Here is a 21,069-nt window from a genome sequence, read left to right on the forward strand (position 1 = left end):
CCTTTTGCTGTGGCTTAGGCGTGGGCGGCGAGGATGGTGGAGGCTTCCTGGCGGGTGGTGCCGGAGGACTCGATGTGGGCCAGGGCGGCGGGGATTTCCCAGCCTTTCTTGCGCATCGCGGTTGCCCACAAACGCCCGGCCCGGTAGGAGGAGCGGACCAGCGGCCCGGACATCACACCGAGGAAGCCGATCTCCTCGGCCTCGTGCTGGAGATCCACGAACTCCTGCGGCTTGACCCACCGGTCCACGGGCAGGTGCCGTTCGGACGGGCGCAGGTACTGGGTGATCGTGATCAAATCACACCCGGCCGCGTGCAGGTCCCGCAGCGCTTCGGAGATTTCCTCGCGGGTTTCGCCCATGCCCAGGATCAGGTTGGACTTGGTCACCATGCCAAGGTCCCGGCCCTGGGTGATGACATCCAGGGAGCGTTCGTACCGGAACGCCGGGCGGATCCGCTTGAAAATCCTGGGCACGGTTTCGACGTTGTGCGCGAACACCTCGGGCTTGGAATCGCAGATCGCGGCGATGTGCTCGGGTTTGCCGGAGAAGTCCGGGATGAGCAGCTCCACCCCGGTGCCGGGATTCAGTTCGTGGATCTTGCGGACCGTCTCGGCGTACAGCCAGACACCTTCATCGGCGAGGTCGTCACGGGCCACCCCGGTGACGGTGGCGTAGCGCAGCTGCATGGCCTGCACGGACCGGGCCACCTTGGTGGGTTCGAACATGTCCACCGGGGAGGGTTTGCCGGTATCGATCTGGCAGAAATCACAGCGGCGGGTGCATTCGGACCCGCCGATCAGGAACGTCGCTTCCTTGTCTTCCCAGCACTCGAAAATGTTCGGGCAACCGGCCTCCTCACACACCGTGTGCAGGCCTTCCTTCTTCACCAGGTTCTTCAGACCGACAAACTCCGGCCCCATCTGGACCTTGGCCTTGATCCACTCGGGCTTGCGTTCAACCGGGACAGCCGAATTACGCTGCTCAACGCGCAGCAACTTACGGCCTTCAGGTGCCAGGGTCATGGGTTTACTTCCTTGTTGGTTTGTTTCATTTTGAGCGTTGCCACAACGCAGGTCCGTGTCAGCATTCGACGACGTTGACGGCCAGGCCGCCCATCGCGGTTTCCTTGTACTTGGAGGACATGTCCTTGCCGGTCTCGCGCATGGTCACGATCACCTCATCCAGGGACACCCGGTGCGTCCCATCCCCCCACAACGCCATCTTCGCCGCGTTGATCGCCTTCGCCGCCGCGATCGCGTTCCGCTCAATACACGGAATCTGCACCAACCCCCCGATCGGATCACACGTCAACCCCAGGTTGTGTTCCATCGCGATCTCCGCCGCGTTCTCCACCTGACCCGTCGTACCACCCATCACCTCGGCCAACCCCGCAGCAGCCATCGACGACGCCGAACCCACCTCGCCCTGGCAGCCCACCTCAGCCCCCGAAATGGACGCCTGCTCCTTGTACAACACACCCACCGCCCCCGCAGCCAGCAGGAACTTCACCACCACATCGTCCTTATCCTTTTGGGTGGCCTTGTCCATGCCCGGCGCATAATGCAACGCGTAATACAACACCGCCGGGATAATCCCCGCCGCACCATTGGTCGGCGCCGTAACCACCCGCCCACCCGAAGCGTTCTCCTCATTGACCGCCAACGCGATCAGATTCACCCACTCCTGCCAATACTTCGGATCGTTACGGTCCTTGTCCTCCTTCAACAACCGCTCCAGCCAGTCAGGAGCACGACGACGGACCCTCAACCCCCCGGGCAACACACCCTCACGCTTCAGGGACGTCTCAACACACGCCTCCATCACGGACCAGATATGCAACAAACCCTCCCGGATCTCCTCCTCGGACCGGGACGCCCGCTCATTGATGAACATGATGTCGCTGATCCCCAGCCCCTTCGAGGAACACCGGCCCAGCAACTCAGCAGCCGTCCGGAACGGCAACGGCAACTCCGCCTTCGTCTCCTCCAACTCCGCCCGCGCCGCGTCCTCCTCACCCTCCCGGACAATGAACCCGCCACCAACCGAGAAAAACGTCGCCTCCCGCAACGTGGCGCCCTCAGCATCAACCACAGCAAACTTCATCCCGTTCGTATGCCGCGGCAACACCGTCAACGGATGCAACACCATATCCTCCACCGCATACCGCAACTGCACCCCCGCACCAGCAACGCCAGCACCAGCAAGATTCAGCACACCCGTCTCAGCGATCGCAGCCAACCGCTCCTCCACCTCATCAGGCAGGATCAACTCCGGATGGTAACCCTCCAAACCCAACAGCGTCGCAGTCATCGTCCCGTGGCCACGGCCAGTCGCAGCCAACGACCCATACAAATCAACCCGCAACCCCGCCACCGAACCCAGCACCCCGGACTCACGCAACTCGCCAGCAAACACCGCAGCAGCCCGCATCGGCCCCACAGTATGAGAACTCGACGGGCCAATACCCACAGAGAACAGATCGAAAACACCAACAGCCATGGCTGGATCCCTTTCAGGGAGGAGTCAAACACAACAAAAATGTGGGGGCCGGGCCAAATCCCGAGCCAAGGCGGCCCGGCCCCAGTGGAGGTCCCAGTGCGAACCTCCAAACCCGGTTTTGTGTGCGGCATTCGTTCCCAGCAAATGCCACACCCGGGAGATCAAAATCGAGTCCGCCCGCCGATTCGTGGGCTCCCTGCCAAACATGCCGTGCGCACGGCACACCCCGCAGCAACCCCACGAAACGGAAGACCAAAGCATCCTCGCGGCCCACCCTGGGAAGCTGCCCGTCCCAGGAAGGCGACCCGCCCCGGCGGCCCCTTCGGGGCCGGCATCCGGAAGCGGGCGTCCAAGGGAGCATCGCACCCGCTCAGCGGGTGCCTATGCGACCGAGCCCGCGGAGGATGTCGGCCCCGAAGGGCCCCACGCACCGGCCTCGGTCGACGGCCCACCCCCCAGGCTCAGGCGAGGTTCGCAACCCCCGGGTACAGCGGATGCGCCTTCGCAAGCACATCAACCCGGTGCCGCAACCCGGAAAGGTCCGCATCGGCGTCGGCAATCAACACTTCGGCGATGATGTCCGCAACCTCTCGGAAGGCCGCTTCCCCGAATCCGCGCGTGGCGAGGGCCGGGGTGCCGATGCGCAGGCCGGAGGTGACCATGGGCGGGCGTGGGTCGAACGGGACGGCGTTGCGGTTGACGGTGATGTCGATCGCGGCGAGGCGGTCTTCGGCTTGCTGGCCGTCGAGTTCGCAGTTGCGCAGGTCGACGAGGACAAGGTGCACGTCGGTCCCGCCGGAGACAACGGAGATACCCTTTTCCGCAACGTCCGGCTGGACCAGGCGTTCGGCCAGGATCCGGGCGCCGGCCAGGACACGTTCCTGACGTTCCCGGAACTCTGCCGAGGCTGCGATCTTGAAAGCAACGGCCTTACCCGCGATCACGTGCTCCAGCGGCCCACCTTGCTGCCCCGGGAACACTGCGGAGTTGATCTTCTTGGCGATGTCGGCGTCGTTGGAGAGGATGATGCCGCCGCGCGGACCGGCGAGGGTCTTGTGCGTCGTCGACGTCGTCACGTGGGCGTGCGGCACGGGCGACGGGTGCAGGCCAGCGGCAACCAGTCCTGCGAAGTGCGCCATGTCCACCATGAGGTAGGCACCCACGGAGTCGGCAATCCGGCGGAACTCAGCGAAATCCAGCTGCCGCGCGTAAGCGGACCAGCCGGCGACGATCAGCGCCGGCTTGTGCTCCTGCGCCAGGCGTTCGACTTCGGCCATGTCCACCGTGTGGGTGTCCTCGCGGACGCCGTAGGGGACCACGTTGTAGAGCTTGCCGGAGAAGTTGATCCGCATACCGTGCGTGAGGTGGCCGCCGTGGGCAAGGTTGAGGCCCATGATGGTGTCGCCCGGCTTGATCAGCGCGTGCATCACTGAGGCGTTCGCCTGCGCACCGGAGTGTGGCTGGACGTTCGCGAACCCGGCACCGAAGAGGGACTTGATGCGGTCGATCGCGAGCTGCTCGATCACGTCGACGTGCTCGCAACCGCCGTAGTACCGCTTGCCCGGGTAGCCCTCGGCGTACTTGTTGGTCAGTACCGAGCCCTGCGCCTGCATCACGGCAACGGCCGTGTGGTTCTCTGAGGCGATCATTTCCAGGCCGTCGCGCTGGCGGCCCAGTTCGTCGTCGATCTTCGCGGCGATCTCCGGATCCAGCTCGGAAAGCTGGGCGTCCAACGACGCCGACACAACCTGCGCGAACTCAGTCACGACTGCCGGGTTCACAGTTCGCCACCGTTTGTTGCAGCGTATTCCTCAGCCGACATGAGCGGGCCTTCTTCCGTGGCCGCCACCTTGAACAGCCAGCCGGCACCGTAGGGGTCGTTGTTGATCAGGGCCGGATCGCTGACAACGGCGTCATTGATCTCGGTCACCTCACCTGTCACCGGCGAGTACAGGTCCGAGACCGACTTGGTGGACTCGACCTCGCCGCAGGTCTCGCCTGCAGTCACAGTGGAACCGACCTCAGGCAGGTCAACGTACACAATGTCGCCCAAGGCATCCGCAGCAACCGCAGAGATCCCAATCCCCACAGGCCCCGCTCCATCCGAAGCAACCCATTCATGCTCAGCCGAGTACTTCAGCTCGGCAACTACTTTGCTCATTCCAGTTCCTTCTCTCGTGGCTATTTTTGGCGCTTGTAGAACGGCAGCTGAACGATCTCGAACTGCTCAGCTTTTCCGCGGAGGTCCACCTCGACGACCGTGCCCGGTGTGGAATGCTCGACGTCGACATACGCCAGGGCGATCGGGTAACCGAGCGTCGGGCTCGGCTGGCCGGAGGTGACTTCGCCGATGAGCGAGCCGTCCTTGAGGACCGAGTAATGGGCGCGGGCTGCACGTCGGCCGGTTCCCTTGAGGCCGACCAGTTTCTGTCCGATGGTCGATCCGACGCCGGCTGCCTTGATCGCAGCCAGGGCTTCCTTGCCGATGAAGTCGCTTTCCTTGGCCAGGGAAACCACCGGGCCAAGTCCTGCGGCGTAGGCGTTGACGTAGCGGGAGAGCTCGTTGCCGTAGAGCGGCATGCCGGCTTCGAGGCGAAGGGAGTCGCGGGCTGCAAGACCCGCGGGGATGAGGCCGTGGCCCTCGCCCACCTCGAGGAGTGCTTCCCAAAGGCCTGCTGCGTCAACGTTCGGGATGTAGATCTCGAAGCCGTCTTCGCCGGTGTAACCGGTGCGGGCAAGCAACAAGTCCTGCCCGTTGACCTCAACCTCAACAGCCGCGTAGTACTTCAGCTCGGTCACGAGGGCGTGCTGCTCTGCCGGAACCAAGGTCAGCAGAATGGCTTCCGCGTTCGGACCCTGGACTGCGATCAGCGACGTCTCAGCCGAGGCGTCCTCAACCACGACGTCGAAGCTGGCGGCCCGCTCCAGCAGAGCTGCCGCAACTACCTTGGCATTGCCCGCGTTGGGGACCACGAGGTACTGATCCACGCCTTCTTCGGGAGAAGGGCGGCGGTAGGTGATGAGGTCGTCGATGATGCCGCCGTCGGCGTTGCAGATCAACGAGTACTTGGCTTTGCCCACCGCGACGGCGGACAGCTTGCCCACCAGCGCGAAGTCAAGGAAGGCAGCAGCTTCGGGACCGGTGACCCACACTTCGCCCATGTGGGAGAGGTCGAAGAGGCCAGCTGCGTTACGGACTGCGTGGTGTTCGGCGAGCTCGGACTCGTACTTGAGCGGCATCTGCCAGCCGCCGAAGTCCGTGAACGAGGCCCCGGCTTTTTTGTGCTGCTCGTAGAGAGCGGTGTAGTTCTCAGTCATTGAGTCAGTCCTTTAGTTCTCGAAGTCTGCGGTGTTGTCCTCGAACGCTTCAAGGGGTGGGCAGGAGCACACCAGGTTGCGGTCGCCAGCAGCGCCGTCAATGCGTCCGACCGGCGGGAAGTACTTGTCCTGCTTAAGGTGGTGGACGGGGAACGCTGCCTGCTCCCGCGTGTAGTCGCGGTCCCATGCAGAACTCACGACGGCGGCAGCCGTGTGCGGCGCGTTGCGCAGCGGCGAGTTCTCAACAGTGAAATCGCCGGTGGCAACCTGCTCGATTTCGGCACGGATGGTGATCATGGCTTCAATGAAGCGGTCGATCTCGGCAAGGTCCTCGGACTCGGTCGGCTCCACCATCAAAGTGCCCGCAACCGGGAACGCCAAGGTGGGAGCGTGGAAACCGAAGTCGATGAGGCGCTTGGCCACGTCCTCAGCCGTGACGCCGGTGCGGGCAGTCAGTTCGCGGAGATCCAGGATGCACTCGTGGGCAACAAGACCGCCTTCGCCGGTGTAAAGAACCGGGAAGTGCTCATCCAAGCGGGAGGCAACGTAGTTCGCAGCAAGCAGCGCGGACTTGGTGGCTTCGGTGAGCCCCTGGCCACCCATGAGCTTCACGTAAGCCCAGGAAATCGGGAGCACACCGGCGGAGCCGTAGCGGGATGCAGAGATGGCCACGCCACCTTCAGATGAAACATTGTTCGCATCCCCGGGCATGAACGGTGCCAGGTGTGCCTTTGCCGCAACCGGACCAACACCGGGTCCACCGCCGCCGTGCGGGATGCAGAAAGTCTTGTGCAGGTTCAGGTGGGATACATCGCCGCCGAACTTGCCCGGCTGGGCGAGCCCAACGAGTGCGTTGAGGTTTGCGCCGTCAACGTACACCTGGCCGCCGGCTTCGTGGATCGCGTCGCAAACTTCCCGGACGTCGGCGTCGTAAACACCGTGCGTGGACGGGTAGGTGATCATGATGGCCGAAAGGGCGTCCCGGTTGGCTTCGATCTTGGCTTTGAGATCCACGTGGTCGATGGTGCCATCGGGAGCGGTGGCCACCACTACTACCTTCATGCCGGCGAGCACAGCCGAGGCCGCGTTGGTGCCGTGCGCAGAAGCAGGGATCAGGCACACGTTGCGCTGCTCGTCGCCGCGGGAAAGGTGGTAGCCGCGGATCGCAAGGAGGCCGGCGAGCTCACCCTGCGAACCGGCGTTCGGCTGGATGGAGACCTGGTCGTAGCCGGTGATCTCAGTGAGGTCGGCTTCCAGTCCTTCAATGAGCTCGCGCCACCCAGCGGTCTGGTGATCCGGAGCGAACGGGTGGATCGAGGCGAACTCCGGCCAGGAGATTGCTTCCATCTCAGCTGTAGCGTTGAGCTTCATGGTGCAGGAACCCAGCGGGATCATGGTGCGATCCAGTGCGAGGTCCCGGTCGGACAGCTTGCGGATATAGCGCAACAGCTGCGTCTCGGAACGGTGCGTGTTGAACACGGGGTGCTGCAGGAAATCACTGGTTCGGACCACGTCTGAGGGCAGCTCAAACCCGGAAGCGTCCTTCACCGGACCGGCACCAAAAGCGACGGCTACCGCAGAGAGGACCTCCGGCGTCGTGGTTTCATCGAGGGAAACGCCAACCGTGTCAGCATCGATGCGACGCAGGTTGATACCGCGGGCTTCGGCGGCGGCGATGACTTTGTCAGCCTTGCCGGGTACGCGGACAGTGAGGGTGTCGAAGAAGGATTCAGACACGAGTTCACGGCCGGCGGTCTTGAGGGCAGTGGCCAGCGTGCGGGCGTGGCCGTGCACGCTTTCGGCGATCGCCTTCAGGCCTTCCGGACCGTGGTAAACCGCGTACATCGACGCCACGATGGCGAGCAGTGCCTGCGCGGTGCAGATGTTGGACGTGGCCTTTTCGCGGCGGATGTGCTGCTCGCGGGTCTGAAGGGCCAGGCGGTAGGCCGGGACTCCGGCGTTGTCCTTGGAGACGCCGACGATGCGGCCCGGGAGCGTGCGCTCCATGCCTTCGCGGACTGCCATGTACGCAGCGTGGGGGCCGCCGAAGAACAGCGGAACACCAAAGCGCTGCGCAGTTCCGACGGCGATGTCGGCGCCCTGCTCGCCCGGGGGCGTGATGAGGGTGAGCGCCAAAAGGTCGGCAGCGACAGTGACCAGCGCGCCGCGCTCCTTGGCGTCAGCGATCACGCCGGAGTGGTCGAAAACGCGGCCCGAAACGCCGGGCTGCTGCAGGACGATGCCGTTGATCTCGCCGTCGGGAAGCCCGGCGGAGAGGTCGGCAATCTCCACCTCGAAGCCGAGCGCCTCGGCGCGGCCCTTCACGATGGCGATGGTCTGCGGGAGGAGGTCGGCGTCCAGGACGGTCTTGCCGTCCTTCGCGGTCTTGGACTTGTTGGCACGACGCATCAGCAGCACAGCCTCGGCCACAGCAGTGGCTTCATCCAGCAGCGAAGCGTTGGCCACGGGAAGTCCGGTGAGGTCCTGGACCATGGTCTGGAAGTTCAGGAGAGCTTCGAGGCGGCCCTGCGAAATCTCGGGCTGGTAAGGCGTGTACGCCGTGTACCAAGCCGGAGCTTCCAGGATGTTGCGTCGGATAACCGGCGGCGTAACGGTGTCGTAGTAGCCCTGGCCGATCAGCTGGATGGCGGTCTTGTTCTTGGACGCAAGCTTGCGGAGCTCGGCGAGGACCTGGGTCTCGCTAAGGGCGGCCTGGAGCGTCAGCGGCGTGGCTTGCCGGATGGAATCGGGGACCGCAACATCTACCAGGCCGTCTACGGAGTCGTAGCCGATTGCCTTGAGCATGGTGTCAACGTCGGCCTGACGGCGGGCGCCGATGTGCCGGTCCGCGAAAGCGGTGGGGGTTGATTGAACAGTCAAGAGGAACTCCATGATTCAGGCGCCCTATGTGCGCCACGATGATGTGGGTTCCTCCCCGCTCTGTATTGGACCTGAGAGATTCCGCAGGAATGGTTGCCTGCTTGCACCGTCGGTGAGCCCAGTTACCTGGACTGCTTTCCAGAGTTGCCTCGCCGTGGCGGTACGTGGGCCTGAGAGATTCCTGGGGAGGATTTGCTCCTACGGCGCCTGACTGGATGTACCGGCAGGACTCTCCCGCCACAGATCAAAAGCATTGCGTCACGTCAGTGACACGGTTCACACCATAGCGGGTTATCCGGAAAAAGCGCAAGCAAGGGATACCTACCGGTGCATTGCCTCGTGGATCTGGAGAGCGAACCACAACTGGGCAACAGTGGAGGTTTCACCCATGTCCAGCCCCGTCAATTCGCCGATTTTCCGTATCCGATAGATGATGGTTTGCCGGTGCGCGAACAGGGCAGCGGCGGTTTTTTGCCAGGAACGCTGCGAGTCCAAATAGGTCCTCAGCGTGACGATGAGATCGCCTTCCTGGCTCTGCTCGTAATCGAAAATCGGGCCGAGGAGGCGCCGGACCAGCGCAGTTCCTTCCTCGAAACCCGTCAGCCCCAGCCATGATGGTCCCTGCGCGTAGCGGGCCAGGCCAAGCTTGTTCGCCCGGGCCGATCCGAGCGCCCACAGTGACTCCTGCAGCGCGCGCTGAATGCCCGCCACACCCGCCGGAGCGCTGATCCCGATCGCGGCATCCGCCCCGGCACAATGAACCAGGATGTCGTCCGGCACATCAGCAGGGACCACGACGTGGAGCCGGTTATTCCGCTTCAGGGAAGCCGACGCAACCCCGTGCCGCCACAGTTCGATGTGCACGTTAGCCAGCCTGTCGCCGTCGTCCGCTGCTTTATCGCCGGCGTCCGCGTAGAGCGAGGCGAGCAGGAAATCCTGGGGCGGAACATCAAAACCGGCCAGCCGGCTCTCCATCTCGGCCGCCCCCAATCTCCCATCCATGGCCTGCAGCAGGAACTCACCCGCCAGCCGATGTCGGCCTTCCAGCGACAGGACGATGCGCGAAAGTTGCAGACCCAGCACCGTTGCGGCGTGCAGAAGTACGACGGCGTCCGGGTGCGGTTCGCTGTTGGGCAGCACCACGAGGAGCGCGTTGGCGTGGGTCGGGATGTCCATGGTCAGCACGTGCCGGCCCCGGATCCGGTGCCACTGGAAGTTCTTACCCGCCAAGGACACCTGCCCGGAAAGCGGAGCCCATTCATCGGCAAGGAACCGTGGGACCGGCTGTCCCTCCGGATGCCAGGGATGCAGGCAGCGGCGGTCCACCACGAACAGCTCCGCATCCAGTTCGGTGGCGAGCCGTTGGACCAGGCTCTGCCAATGGTCCTCCGAGGCGCCGGCCGTTCGGAGCAGGTCGTAAACCCTGGCCGTCTGCCGCAAGCGCCGGGACTCTTCGAGCAGGGAGGACTCGGCAACCGAGCGGGCGATCGCGATGAACGGCAGCGGGTAGGGGATGTTGATGAGCGGCAGCGGCAGCCGATTGCAGGCCGCCAGGAACTCCGGCGTCAGCGGAGGCGCGTGCATCTTCTCGCCGATGGCCAAGGCGCTTGCCCCGCTGTCCATAAGGGCCTCGGCGAGCGCCACTTGTCCCGCGGCATCGGCCGGAATCGACAGCCCATTCGTCATCATCAGCTCGCCGCCTGTGACCCATTCCCAGAGCCTGGGCAGATCGGAGGTGTGGGCCCAGGTGATCCGGTTGTCGCGGCCTGCGTCACCGGCCAGAAGGCTGAGCCCGAGTTGGGGTTCAGCCACGAGTTCGGCGACCGTGATTGCCATCGGATGGGGTCCTGACTCTATGATTTCCGGGGCCCGTTCGGGACCTTTAGACATTTGTCTAAGCGTCTGGGCCATTTGTAGTCAATGTACCGCTATTCGCCGTGACCCGCGTCACCAAGAATGGAATTACTTACTTCCCGCTCAATGGCGAGCACCCCTCACACCAAGGAACCGGCAATGACAATCCACAAGCCCATCGGCCCTGTCGACGCAACCAAAGTCCCCCGGTATGCCGGACTCGGCACCTTCGCCCGCCTCCCCCAAATTGACCGCGTCCCGGACTATGACATTGCGATTGTCGGCGTACCGTTCGACGGCGGAACTTCCTTCCGGCCCGGCGCCCGTTTCGGTCCTGCCGCGGTTCGCGAGGCCTCGCGTCTCCTGCGCCCGGGCTACCACCCGGAGCTCGACGTCGAACCCGTTTACGAAGCCCAGGTTGTGGACGCCGGCGACATCGCCTGCACGCCCTACGACATCACCCGCGCTGTTCGTGAGATCGAGGAGCAGGCGTTGCCCCTCATCAGCCAAGACAAGCGGCTGATCTCGATCGGCGGCGACCACACGATTGCCCTGCCGATGCTCAGGGCCCTGAACAAGGTCCATGGTCCGGTGGCTTTGCTGCATTTCGATGCCCACCTGGATACATGGGACACGTACTTTGACCAGCCCATTACGCACGGAACCATCTTCCGGCGGGCGTTCGAGGAAGGCCTCCTTGTGGAGGACAAGTCGATGCACGTCGGCATCCGTGGCCCGGTGTATGACCGCAATGACTTCCTCAGGGACCACGAGTTCGGGTTCCAGATCATCCGCTGCTCGGACCTGGATGTCATCGGTGTCCCGGCCGCAATCCAGCAGGTGAAGGACAGGCTCGGCGACACCCCGGTGTACGTCTCCATCGACATCGACGTCCTGGACCCCGCGTTCGCTCCCGGTACCGGCACCCCGGAGATGGGCGGGCTCCACTCCCGTGAACTCCTGGCCCTGCTCCGCGGCCTGAACGGCATCAACATCGTGGGCGCCGACGTCGTGGAGGTCGCTCCGGCGTACGACCATGCGGACATCACAACCGTCGCGGCGGCCACCCTTGTTTTCGACCTCCTCGGCTTGATGGTGAACCGCAGCAAGGCCACTACAGTCCGTGAACTGGCTTCGACGTCCCGGAGCGCATCATGAACGCGCCCTTGGCCACGCACGAAGTTCCGCGACTAGAGGACAAAACCATCCAGCCGATCCCGTTGAATGAGCGTCACGGCAAGGCGCGCGATCTCTTCACCATCTGGTTCGGTTCCAACATCATGATCATGACCATCGTGACCGGCGGACTTGCCACCACAGTATTCGGCCTCGGTTTCGTGCCGGCGCTGGTGGGCATCATCATCGGCAACGTCGTGGGCGGCATCTTCATGGCGCTGCACTCGGCCCAAGGCCCCCAGCTGGGTGTGGCGCAGATGATCCAGACCCGCGGCCAGTTCGGCTCCTTCGGCGCCCTGTTGATCGTGGTCATCGTGGTCATCATGTACGTCGGGTTCTTCGCCGCAAACCTCGTCTTTGGCGGAGAAGCAATGGCCGCGGTCAGCCCCGGCATCAGCGTGGATGCCGGCATCATCATCATCGGCGTGGTCAGCGTTATCGCCACGATTTTCGGCTACCGGCTCATCCACGCCTATGCCAGGATCCTCAGCGTTGCAGCGGGCCTGGCTCTGTTGCTCGCCTTCGTGTGGATCCTCGTTGTACACGGCCTTCCCACCAGCTTCCTTGCGGAGGGCAATTTCAACTGGGTTGGCTTCATGGGGACCATCTCCGTCTCGGCCCTGTGGCAGTTGGCCTACGCACCCTACGTCTCCGATTACTCCCGCTACATGCCCCAGGGCACGGGCTCGGCACCGGCGTTCTGGGCTTCCTACTCAGGCTGCGTCCTGGGAACGTTGTTCCCCATGATCCTGGGGGCCCTGGTGGGAACCCTCGCCATGACCATGAGTGCCGACAACGTCGAAATCGTTGGCAGCCTGGGTGCGTTGCTGCAGCCGTGGACCCTCATCATCGTGGGCATCTTCTGCCTGGGAGTCGCCGCGTCCAACGCCATGAACCTCTACTGCGGCGTCCTGTGCACGCTGACCATCGGCCAAACCTTCAAACCCTCATGGTTGCCCCATGCCAAGACCCGCAGCATCGCGGCGGTCGTCCTCTTCGTCGTCGCTGTCTCCATCGCCTTGTTCGCCCGCGACAACTTCATCCTCTTCTACACCAACTTCCTCTCCTTCCTGATGTACGTCCTGGTCCCCTGGACGGCCATCAACCTGGTGGACTACTACCTTCTGCGGCACGGCGACTACCGGGTTGAGGACTTCTTCAAGCGCGACGGCGGTGTGTACGGGCGGTTCAATTGGGTCGCCATCGGCTCCTACATAGCAGGCGCCCTGATCCAGGTTCCCTTCTCGGCAACCGCAATCTACACCGGCCCCCTGGCCGCCGCCATGGGCGGCGTGGACATCTCCTGGATCGTCGGCCTCGTAGTGGTTGCTCCCCTCTACTACTTCGCGGCACGCGTGTTCCGGAAAAAGACGGAAGCCGCCCCCTTTCCATCGCCTGCACTCGCAAACTGACCTCATCTGAAAGCGACTTGTCATGACCCTCACAGACACTGCCCACCCCGAAACCGTCCAGTTCACTGTTCGACGCACGTCCTCTGACCACGCCGACAGCCTGCCTCCGCAGCTCCCCCTGCCTCCCGCGGGGCACTTCATCAACGGATCGTTCGTGCCCGGCTCCACCGGTCAGCTGATCGACGTCGTGGATCCCACCACCGAGCAGGTCATCGCCTCAGTGCAGGCGGGCACGGCGGACGATGTCGACGCCGCTGTACAGGCCGCCGTCGTCGCCCAAAAGACCTGGGGGGCTACTACCCCCAAGGAGCGCGCGGACGTCCTGAACCTGATCGCCAACATCATTGAAGAGAACCGGCAAGCGTTCGAGCTCATCGAGTCCGCCAATACCGGCAAGCCCCAGGCAGTGGCCGATGACGACGTCACCAGCACCATCGATACGTTCCGTTTCATGGCCGGCGCCTCCCGCACTCTGACCTCCATGGCCGGCGGCGACTACGCCACTGACCACACCTCCGTGATCCTCCGCGAACCCGTGGGCGTCGTCGGCGTCATCACCCCGTGGAACTACCCGCTGCTCATGGCCGCCTGGAAGATCGCACCGATTCTGGCTGCCGGCAACAGCATCGTCCTCAAGCCCTCCGAGCAAACCCCCTTGTCCACGCTGAAGCTGGCGGAACTGCTCGCCGGACGGATCCCGGACGGGATCCTCAACGTGGTCACTGGCCAGGGCCGCACTGTGGGACAGCGGCTTTCGGAGCACCCATCGATCGCTTTGGTCGCCCTGACGGGCAGCGTCGTTAGTGGCCAGGCCGTTGCGGAAACTGCAGCAAAATCCGTCAAGCGCGTCCACCTGGAACTCGGCGGCAAAGCCCCGGTTGTTGTCTTCCCCGACGCCGATCTTCGCGCCGCCGCCGCTGGAGTCCGCAATGCAGGATTCTGGAATGCCGGCCAGGATTGCGGTGCTGCCTGCCGCGTGCTGGTCCACGAGTCCGTGGCCGAAGAATTCACCCAGCACTTGGTACGCGAAGTCAACACGTTGGTGGTCGGCGCACCCGAGGCTGGGGACGACGTCGAAATCGGTCCCATGATCTCCCGGCCCCACTTTGAACGCGTCAAGGAATCCTTGGCCGAAGCCCGCGAGGCGGGACTGAATATCGCGATTGGCGGCTCGGCACTGGAAGGTCCCGGCTACTTCATCGAGCCAACGGTCATCAGCAACGTCCCTGCCGGCGCGCACATCGCTACCCACGAAATCTTCGGCCCCGTGGTCACTGTGGAAACCTTCTCTTCCACTGAAGAGGCCGTCACCCGTGCAAACGAAAGCCCCTACGGCCTGTCCGCCTCCGTGTGGACCAAGGACTCCAGCCTCTCCCTGCGGATTCCCAAGCAGCTGGACTTCGGCACCGTCTGGGTGAATGCGCACCTGGTCCTTGCGTGTGAGGTACCGTGGGGCGGATTCAAGGGCTCAGGCTATGGGCGCGACCTCTCGCTCTACGCCTTGGATGATTACTCGCGCACCAAGCACGTCATGATCAACCACGGCGCGTAAGCCTTCAAACAAGCAACGGAGCTTAGCAATGACCACCAAAGACCTTTCCCGCGCCGCCACTCCCACGGCACCTTTTGGAACAGACATCACCTGGACCAACTGGGGCGGGAACCAGAGCGCGACGCCGGCCTTCACCGTCCGGCCAAGGAACGAGCAAGAAGCGCTCGACGCCGTCCGTTTCGCCATTCGGGAAGGCCTGCCTGTGCGGGCGGTCGGCTCAGGGCACTCGTCCTCACCTCTTGTTCAGACTGGCGGCGTCCTGATGGACATGTCCGGGCTCTCCGCGATTACAGGAACTGACAAGGCCGGGCGTCGCGCACGGGCCCTTGCCGGAACCACGATCAACGCCTTTGGAGATCCGCTGTGGGAGCAGGGCCTGGCCCTGGGCAACCAGGGCGATATCGACAAACAGCAGATTGCCGGCGCACTGGCCACCAGCACCCACGGGTCCGGAAAGCACCTGGGCAGTTTCTCGTCCAACCTCCGCTGGGTAAAGCTCATCAACGGCTATGGCGACATCGTGGAAATCGGCGAAGGTCAGCTCCGCGAACTCAGGGCCGCCCAAGTTGCTCTAGGTACGCTGGGTGTTTTCCTGGAGGTGGAGCTGGCTGTTGAGGACAGCTACTACCTGCAGGAACAGATCACCTATCCCACCTGGGCTGAAACTGCCTCGACGTGGCAGGACGATCTTGACAACAACAGGCACTACTCGTTCCTATGGTGCCCGGAGAACGATTCCTGCGAGCTCCTGGATCTTCCTGGCGCACCCGGCCTGAGCATGGCCAACCGGAGCTACACCAAGCGGTATAACGTTGCTTCCATTGAGGACGAGCGCGGGATTTCGACCGTGGAAGGTGCCCGGCTTGACCGCTCGTACCGGATCTATCCCGGCGGCTTCACCACCCAGTTCCACGAACTTGAGTACTTCGTCCGCAGCGAGGACGGCTTTGCCGCCGTCGAGGCTATCCAGGAGCTGATCCGCAGCAAATATCCCGAGCAGAAGTACCCTGTCGAGGTCCGCTGGGTGAAGGCCGACGACGCCTACATGTCCCAGTTCCAAGGGCGTGACAGTACTGTCATTACCCTGACCACCGAGCCTGGTACCGACTACTGGCAGTTCTTCCGGGACGCCGACGCCGTCCTGCAGGAATTCGAGCCGCGGGCCCACTGGGGAAAGATCCACTTCATGACCCGGGGCCGCCTTGAGCGTCTCTACCCCGAGCTGGACACCTTCATCCAGGTCCGGCGTGAATTCGATCCCCGCGGTATCTTCCTGAACGACCACACCCGGGCCCTCGTAGGCTGATCCCAACGAACAAACCCGATGCTCTCTCACATCCACACCCCCAAGCCGCATCCCCCTCTCACATCCACACCCCCAGGCGGCATCCCTCTCTCACATCCCCTTGACACCCGTTTGAAACCTGCAAGTGGTAGTTTGTTCTCTGCCTAAGTCACACACCCGTACCCATCCGGAGGACATTCCATGCTTAAGGGTTTCAAGGACTTCATACTTCGCGGCAACGTGATTGAACTGGCCATTGCCGTCGTCATCGGCAGTGCCTTCACCGCTCTCGTAGCAGCCTTCACCAACCACATCATCAACCCCGTGATTGCTGCGGCCGGCGGCATGAATGCCGAAGGGCTTGGCTTCAAGATCTGGGAGAACAACCCGGCCACGTTCGTCGACTTCGGCGCGGTGCTGACTGCCCTTGTGACCTTCGTGATCACTGCGGCAGTGGTCTACTTCATCTTCGTGGCGCCCATGAACAAGATCAATTCCATGGTTAAGGACCGCCTCTCCACCGAAGAACCCGAGGAAGAACCGCTGCCTGCGGATACCGCACTGCTGGCCGAGATCCGGGATCTCTTGAAGGACGCAGCGGCCCACCGTGGCACGGACCGCGATTCGGACCTCGACCCGGACAGCGTCCGCTAGGTCCGAGCAGTAACGACCAAGCCCGAGCGTTCCTTCCCGGTTGCTTTGCAAAGCCCGGCGTTCCCACCGCGGGAACGTCGGGCTTTTGCGTTGCCGGCGTTCGGCACAAAGCCACTAAGTGGGCAGGAGCGGAGCACCGACCAGCGTGTCCCGAGAACGTGACGCGGAGGCAACCGTCCCGAAACAGGCGAGGGGCAGCATGAAACCATGAAGCCCAAAATGAGCTCTCCCGTTACTGCGGATCTTCGGTGCGATGTCTGCGGACAGTTGCCCGAACCGCCCAAGGCCCGGCTCACCTTGGCCAACATCGCGGTGATGCTTCCCATTGAACTGCTGGTTCACGCGGCGGTTGTGGAAACCCATCTTCCCTATGTGGCCAAAGTGCTGCTGCTGACCGTGACTGCCACAGTGCTGGTTATCTGGGTGGCCGAACCGTCGGCTGCCAAGGTCCTCCGGCGATGGTTGCATGCTCCAGCCCTCCGCCAGCGGCACAAGCTGCAGGCCGCACCTGCTTTGTGGCGGGCCCGGACCCTGCTGCGGGACCAGCCCGGCTCGTTGCAGAAGATCACCCAGTCGCTGGCCCGCATGGACACGAACATCCTCACCATCCACGTTCATCCGATGGATGCCCCGGGCCGCCAGGGTACACAGGGCGCCCAAATAGTGCTGGATGAGTTCGTCCTCTCCGCCCCGGGTGAGGTCACCGAACATGAACTATTGAAAGCACTCGACGACGGCGGCGGGCGTGAGTCACACGTGTGGCCAACCACAGCGCTTGCCATGGCTGATGGCCAAACCAAGGCCCTGAGCCTGGCCACCCGCATTGCCGGAAACCCGAATGAGCTTCCGCACGCGGTTGCCGAACTGCTTTCCGCCAAAGTGGTCCCCAACGACCCCGAGAACCCGGCACCCGAGGCGAGTGCCGGCGTCGAACGTTCAACGGACATCCTGAAGATTCCTACCGCATGGCATGGACCGCTGGTCTTTTCCCGACCAGGCGAGCCGTTCACGCCTGCCGAGTCCGCACGCGCGCACCGGCTTGCTGAGCTCGCCGAGATTCTGGCATACAGTCCGGAAGCCTCCCCAAGCTCGGCATACCAGGACTAGCCAGCCCTTCTTCCCACTTACTACCCCGAAAGCCCGGCATTTCCCAGAAAACGCCGGGTTTTCGTGCGCCAAGGCGGGAGTAACCGGGAAGGAAGGCGCGCACGCATCCCACTCGGTCACATTTCGCCAACAGATTTTGTATACCAAAATCCTTGACAGTGCGGCCCGTCACATCTAACTTGGATTTTGGGATCCCAAAACGGGATCCCAAACAGACCCGCTACCGGCTGCGGCCCCCGCCACCAAAAGGGCAGGGCCCGCAACAGTTGCCGCCGGCACGGGTCCGGCTGCAGCGATATCCACGCCCGGCTCATCCCCCCAAAGACATACCCCAAAGACATTCCACCTCTGTTGACTCCTCTGAAGGAGAAGCTGTGTCTCCCCAAAACACCCAACTGGCAACCCAGGAAAACCAGGAAAACGAGCCCAAAACCGCCAAGGACGGTGTGCAGCGACGCACAAACGTCCGCTGGAAACTGTTCATCCTGCTCCTGGTCCTGGTCGCCGTCAATTACATCGACCGCGGTTCAATATCCGTTGCGCTCCCCATCATCCAGAAGGAATTCAACCTCCCGCCCGAGCTTGTGGGGCTTCTGTTGTCGGCGTTCTTCTGGACCTACGCACTCATGCAAATTCCCGTCGGCTGGCTGATCGACAAGTTCGGCCCCCGCAAGATGGTCACTGCTTCCTGCATCGGCTGGGGCGCAGCAACTGCCGCTTCCGGCTTCGCAGGCGGCTTCCTGAGCATGTTCATCGCACGCCTTGGCATCGGCGTCACTGAGGCCGGCGTCATGCCTGCCGGTGGCAAGCTCAATGCCATCTGGATGCACAAGAAGGAACGTGGCCGCGGCGCCACCATCCTCGATGCCGGAGCTCCCCTGGGCGCTGGCCTGGGCGGCATCCTCATCACCTGGCTGATCGCCTCCACGGGCAGCTGGCGCATGTCGTTCATCATCGCCGGTGCCGCCACGATTCTCATGGGCTTGGCGGTCTGGTGGTACATCCGCGACAACCCCCGCCAGCACAAGGGCGTCAACGATGCCGAAGCTGAGTACATCGAAGCCTCGCATGCCGAGGACGACGCCGAGGCAGCCAAGGAAGGCGCGCAGGGCAAGCGAGCCCTTCTCCCCTACCTGAAGTTCCGTTCGTTCTGGGCAATGTGCTTCGGCTGGCTAGGCTTCAACGGCGTCTTCTACGGTCTGCTGACCTGGGGCCCGCTGTATCTGGCCCAAGCCAAGGGCTTCGACCTGAAGACCATCGGCTGGTCCACATTCGTGATCTTCGGTGCCGGCTTCGTCGGCGAAATCCTCGGCGGAATCATCGCCGACAAATGGCGCGCATCCGGCGCCTCCGCCAACCGCGTCATGCGTACCCTACTGGGATTCTCCAGCGTCGTAGTGGTGGGCGGCCTCGTAGGTGTCACCGTGGTCGCAGACCCGATCACCGCCGTCGTGCTTCTCTCTGTAGTCCTGTTCTTCCTGCGCTGGGTTGGCCTGTTCTGGTCCATCCCGTCCATCCTGGGCGGCCGCACCAACGCCGGTGTGCTCGGCGGGGCAATGAACTTCAGCGGCAACATCGCCGGGTTCGTCACGCCGATTGTGGTAGGCCTGATTGTCGGGGCCACCGGCTCCTACACCTGGGCGCTGCTGTACTTTGTTGGATCCGCGGTGATCATGGGCATCTCCGTCCTGGTCCTGGATTACAACAAGCGACTCCCGGTCTAACTCGCCTGACCGGGCCGGCCGGACGGTACTGAACCGCCGGATAGCCGGAAGCCCGCCTGGTCGCCGGGCGCACCCCCTCACACATCACGAAATGGAGCTGGAAATGCTAGCCGCAGAAGACACGAACATCACTGACCGCCCCCTCCGGGAGTCAGTGCGTGACACGCTCCGTTCCAGGATTTTTGAGGGGCACTATGCGCCCGGCACCAGGCTGGTGGAGCGCGACCTCGCCGCCGAATTCAACGTCTCCCGACTGCCCATCCGCGAAGCACTCCGCATGCTGAGGCAAGAAGGGCTGATCCGGGACCGCGCCGGCCGCGGTTCCGAGGTCAGCGGCTTGAGCGCCAAGGACGTGGAGGACCTCTTCGACGTCCGTCAATCCTTGGAAGTCCTTGCCTGCCGCTTGGCTGCCAAGCGCGCAACCGCCGCGAATCTTGAACACCTCGCCGGACTGCTGGATGAGGCCGATCGCTGCCTGGCCAAGGGCTCCATCCTGGAAGCCCACCGCGCCAACAGCGATTTCCACGATGCCATCACGGCCATCGCCAACAACGACTTTCTCCGCTCCGCGCTGGAACCACTCCAGGGACGCATGCACTGGCTGTTCCGCCACGTCAGCGATCTCCCGGAACTCATCCAGGAACACCGCGACCTCTACGCTGCAATCGCCAGCGGCGATCCTGACCGCGCCGCTACCCAGTCGGCGTCGCACATCGGCAAGTACCGCGAGCAGTTCCCGGAGGATTCCAGCCACACTGAGCCCAAGCTGCAACGGAAAAAATCATGAAACTCCTGGTCATCAACCCCAACATCAGTGACGACGTCACGGCACTGATCGAGGCCGAGGCCCTGCGCTCGGCAGGACCGGATACCGAATTGATCGTGCGGACCGCCGGACACGGCGTCGAATATATCGAAACCCGCTTCGAGTCGCTGATCGCTGCTGGCGCTGTTGCCGAGCTGATCGCCGAATACGCGCACGACGGCGGAGCCAGCCTTGGGCGTGAACGCGGCGGTGCCGCTGTGGACGGCGTCGTTGTGGCTGCCTTCGGCGATCCCGGCATGCCTGCCCTGAAGGAACTGGTGGACGTACCCGTCATCGGGATCACCGAAGCCGCACTCTGCGCGGCAGCACTCCAAGGCCAGCGTTTCTCCATCATCGCCATCTCGGACCGCATCCAGGCCTGGTACCTCGACTGCGTAGAGCGGTTCGGTTTTGGCGGCCGTCTCGCCTCCATCCGCTCCATCAACCAGAGCCTCAATTCGATCGGATCCGTACAGGCCGACTTCAAGGAAACGCTCCTGGCACTTAGCCGGCAGGCGGTCGCAGAGGACGGTGCCGACGTCGTGATCCTTGCAGGTGCGCCGCTAGCAGGACTTGCCCGCGAGCTCGAAGGCCAGATTCCAGTGCCCGTGGTGGACGGCATCTCGGCCGGCATCCGCATGACGGAGGCCGTGATCGCGTTGAAGTCGGGCGCACATCGCGGCGGCTCGTTCGCCGCGCCACCGGTCAAGCGCCGTCAGGGTCTCTCCGAAAACCTCGACGCTGCCCTGACCGTAGCGCAGTCGGCGCACCTTTCCTCGTCCCCCACTCTCTAACGCTTCCCA

At 63.5% G+C, this 21,069-nt stretch carries 16 protein-coding genes and 1 riboswitch; of the genes, 9 read left to right on the top strand and 7 right to left on the bottom strand.

The features are described from left to right. Nucleotides 1-14: 14 nt before the first annotated feature. The 7 genes from lipA to AC6I99_RS21210 form a co-directional block, all read right to left on the bottom strand. Entirely contained in the window at nt 15-1,022 is a 1,008-nt protein-coding gene (gene lipA / locus AC6I99_RS21180) for a lipoyl synthase (protein ID WP_224093011.1), read from the bottom strand. 58 nt (nt 1,023-1,080) lie between these two features. Further along, a complete protein-coding gene (locus AC6I99_RS21185; RefSeq protein ID WP_497961768.1) occupies nt 1,081-2,499 on the bottom strand; it encodes an L-serine ammonia-lyase in 1,419 nt (472 codons plus the stop codon). 461 nt (nt 2,500-2,960) lie between these two features. Then, complete coding sequence (gene glyA / locus AC6I99_RS21190) at nt 2,961-4,280, bottom strand: serine hydroxymethyltransferase (protein WP_497961770.1); 1,320 nt, start codon at nt 4,278-4,280, stop codon at nt 2,961-2,963. Continuing rightward, a complete protein-coding gene (gcvH, locus tag AC6I99_RS21195; protein ID WP_497961771.1) occupies nt 4,277-4,660 on the bottom strand; it encodes a glycine cleavage system protein GcvH in 384 nt (127 codons plus the stop codon). The genes glyA and gcvH overlap by 4 nt, the downstream gene beginning before the upstream one ends. 20 nt (nt 4,661-4,680) lie before the next feature. Continuing rightward, nucleotides 4,681-5,817 (bottom strand): glycine cleavage system aminomethyltransferase GcvT, encoded by a 1,137-nt coding sequence (gene gcvT / locus AC6I99_RS21200; protein WP_497961773.1) that lies wholly within the window; start codon nt 5,815-5,817, stop codon nt 4,681-4,683. A 12-nt stretch (nt 5,818-5,829) separates the two neighbouring features. Then, nucleotides 5,830-8,697 carry an aminomethyl-transferring glycine dehydrogenase gene (gene gcvP / locus AC6I99_RS21205; protein WP_497961775.1) on the bottom strand — a complete coding sequence of 956 codons (2,868 nt, stop codon included), beginning with the start codon at nt 8,695-8,697 and terminating at the stop codon, nt 5,830-5,832. A 148-nt stretch (nt 8,698-8,845) separates the two neighbouring features. Next, nucleotides 8,846-8,944: riboswitch (glycine riboswitch) on the bottom strand. Between the two features lie 74 nt (nt 8,945-9,018). After that, nucleotides 9,019-10,533, bottom strand: coding sequence for a PucR family transcriptional regulator (locus AC6I99_RS21210; protein WP_497961777.1), 1,515 nt, complete (start codon nt 10,531-10,533; stop codon nt 9,019-9,021). Between the two features lie 177 nt (nt 10,534-10,710). Here AC6I99_RS21210 and speB point away from each other — a divergent pair, with 177 nt between their 5' ends. The 9 genes from speB to AC6I99_RS21255 all read left to right on the top strand — a co-directional run bounded on the left by speB (nt 10,711) and on the right by AC6I99_RS21255 (nt 21,060). Then, nucleotides 10,711-11,709 carry an agmatinase gene (gene speB, locus AC6I99_RS21215; RefSeq protein WP_497961779.1) on the top strand — a complete coding sequence of 333 codons (999 nt, stop codon included), beginning with the start codon at nt 10,711-10,713 and terminating at the stop codon, nt 11,707-11,709. Continuing rightward, a complete protein-coding gene (locus AC6I99_RS21220; protein ID WP_497961780.1) occupies nt 11,706-13,139 on the top strand; it encodes a purine-cytosine permease family protein in 1,434 nt (477 codons plus the stop codon). Before speB ends, AC6I99_RS21220 begins: the two co-directional genes overlap by 4 nt. A 22-nt stretch (nt 13,140-13,161) precedes the next feature. Next, nucleotides 13,162-14,691 (top strand): aminobutyraldehyde dehydrogenase, encoded by a 1,530-nt coding sequence (locus AC6I99_RS21225; protein ID WP_497961782.1) that lies wholly within the window; start codon nt 13,162-13,164, stop codon nt 14,689-14,691. 28 nt (nt 14,692-14,719) lie between these two features. Beyond that, a complete protein-coding gene (locus AC6I99_RS21230; protein ID WP_224092989.1) occupies nt 14,720-15,997 on the top strand; it encodes a D-arabinono-1,4-lactone oxidase in 1,278 nt (425 codons plus the stop codon). A 180-nt stretch (nt 15,998-16,177) separates the two neighbouring features. Then, entirely contained in the window at nt 16,178-16,630 is a 453-nt protein-coding gene (mscL, locus tag AC6I99_RS21235) for a large conductance mechanosensitive channel protein MscL (protein WP_224165786.1), read from the top strand. A 207-nt stretch (nt 16,631-16,837) separates the two neighbouring features. Continuing rightward, nucleotides 16,838-17,737, top strand: coding sequence for an amino acid-binding protein (locus tag AC6I99_RS21240; RefSeq protein WP_497961785.1), 900 nt, complete (start codon nt 16,838-16,840; stop codon nt 17,735-17,737). Nucleotides 17,738-18,111: 374 nt separating this feature from the next. Then, nucleotides 18,112-19,461 carry an MFS transporter gene (locus tag AC6I99_RS21245; RefSeq protein WP_224165788.1) on the top strand — a complete coding sequence of 450 codons (1,350 nt, stop codon included), beginning with the start codon at nt 18,112-18,114 and terminating at the stop codon, nt 19,459-19,461. Nucleotides 19,462-19,564: 103 nt separating this feature from the next. Continuing rightward, complete coding sequence (locus AC6I99_RS21250) at nt 19,565-20,248, top strand: GntR family transcriptional regulator (protein WP_224092982.1); 684 nt, start codon at nt 19,565-19,567, stop codon at nt 20,246-20,248. Then, nucleotides 20,245-21,060, top strand: coding sequence for an aspartate/glutamate racemase family protein (locus AC6I99_RS21255; protein WP_497961787.1), 816 nt, complete (start codon nt 20,245-20,247; stop codon nt 21,058-21,060). The genes AC6I99_RS21250 and AC6I99_RS21255 overlap by 4 nt, the downstream gene beginning before the upstream one ends. Nucleotides 21,061-21,069 lie beyond the last annotated feature (9 nt).

The organism is Arthrobacter sp. TmtSoilC77 (assembly GCF_059739415.1).

Bases quoted from the DNA above. Each gene is read 5' to 3' on its own strand.
- mscL (WP_224165786.1), top strand. From the start codon at position 16,178: ATGCTTAAGGGTTTCAAGGACTTCATACTTCGCGGCAACGTGATTGAA.
- AC6I99_RS21230 (WP_224092989.1), top strand. From the start codon at position 14,720: ATGACCACCAAAGACCTTTCCCGCGCCGCCACTCCCACGGCACCTTTT.
- AC6I99_RS21210 (WP_497961777.1), bottom strand. From the start codon at position 10,533: ATGGCAATCACGGTCGCCGAACTCGTGGCTGAACCCCAACTCGGGCTC.
- AC6I99_RS21220 (WP_497961780.1), top strand. From the start codon at position 11,706: ATGAACGCGCCCTTGGCCACGCACGAAGTTCCGCGACTAGAGGACAAA.
- AC6I99_RS21240 (WP_497961785.1), top strand. From the start codon at position 16,838: ATGAAGCCCAAAATGAGCTCTCCCGTTACTGCGGATCTTCGGTGCGAT.
- AC6I99_RS21185 (WP_497961768.1), bottom strand. From the start codon at position 2,499: ATGGCTGTTGGTGTTTTCGATCTGTTCTCTGTGGGTATTGGCCCGTCG.
- gcvT (WP_497961773.1), bottom strand. From the start codon at position 5,817: ATGACTGAGAACTACACCGCTCTCTACGAGCAGCACAAAAAAGCCGGG.
- speB (WP_497961779.1), top strand. From the start codon at position 10,711: ATGACAATCCACAAGCCCATCGGCCCTGTCGACGCAACCAAAGTCCCC.
- gcvH (WP_497961771.1), bottom strand. From the start codon at position 4,660: ATGAGCAAAGTAGTTGCCGAGCTGAAGTACTCGGCTGAGCATGAATGG.
- lipA (WP_224093011.1), bottom strand. From the start codon at position 1,022: ATGACCCTGGCACCTGAAGGCCGTAAGTTGCTGCGCGTTGAGCAGCGT.
- AC6I99_RS21250 (WP_224092982.1), top strand. From the start codon at position 19,565: ATGCTAGCCGCAGAAGACACGAACATCACTGACCGCCCCCTCCGGGAG.
- AC6I99_RS21255 (WP_497961787.1), top strand. From the start codon at position 20,245: ATGAAACTCCTGGTCATCAACCCCAACATCAGTGACGACGTCACGGCA.
- AC6I99_RS21225 (WP_497961782.1), top strand. From the start codon at position 13,162: ATGACCCTCACAGACACTGCCCACCCCGAAACCGTCCAGTTCACTGTT.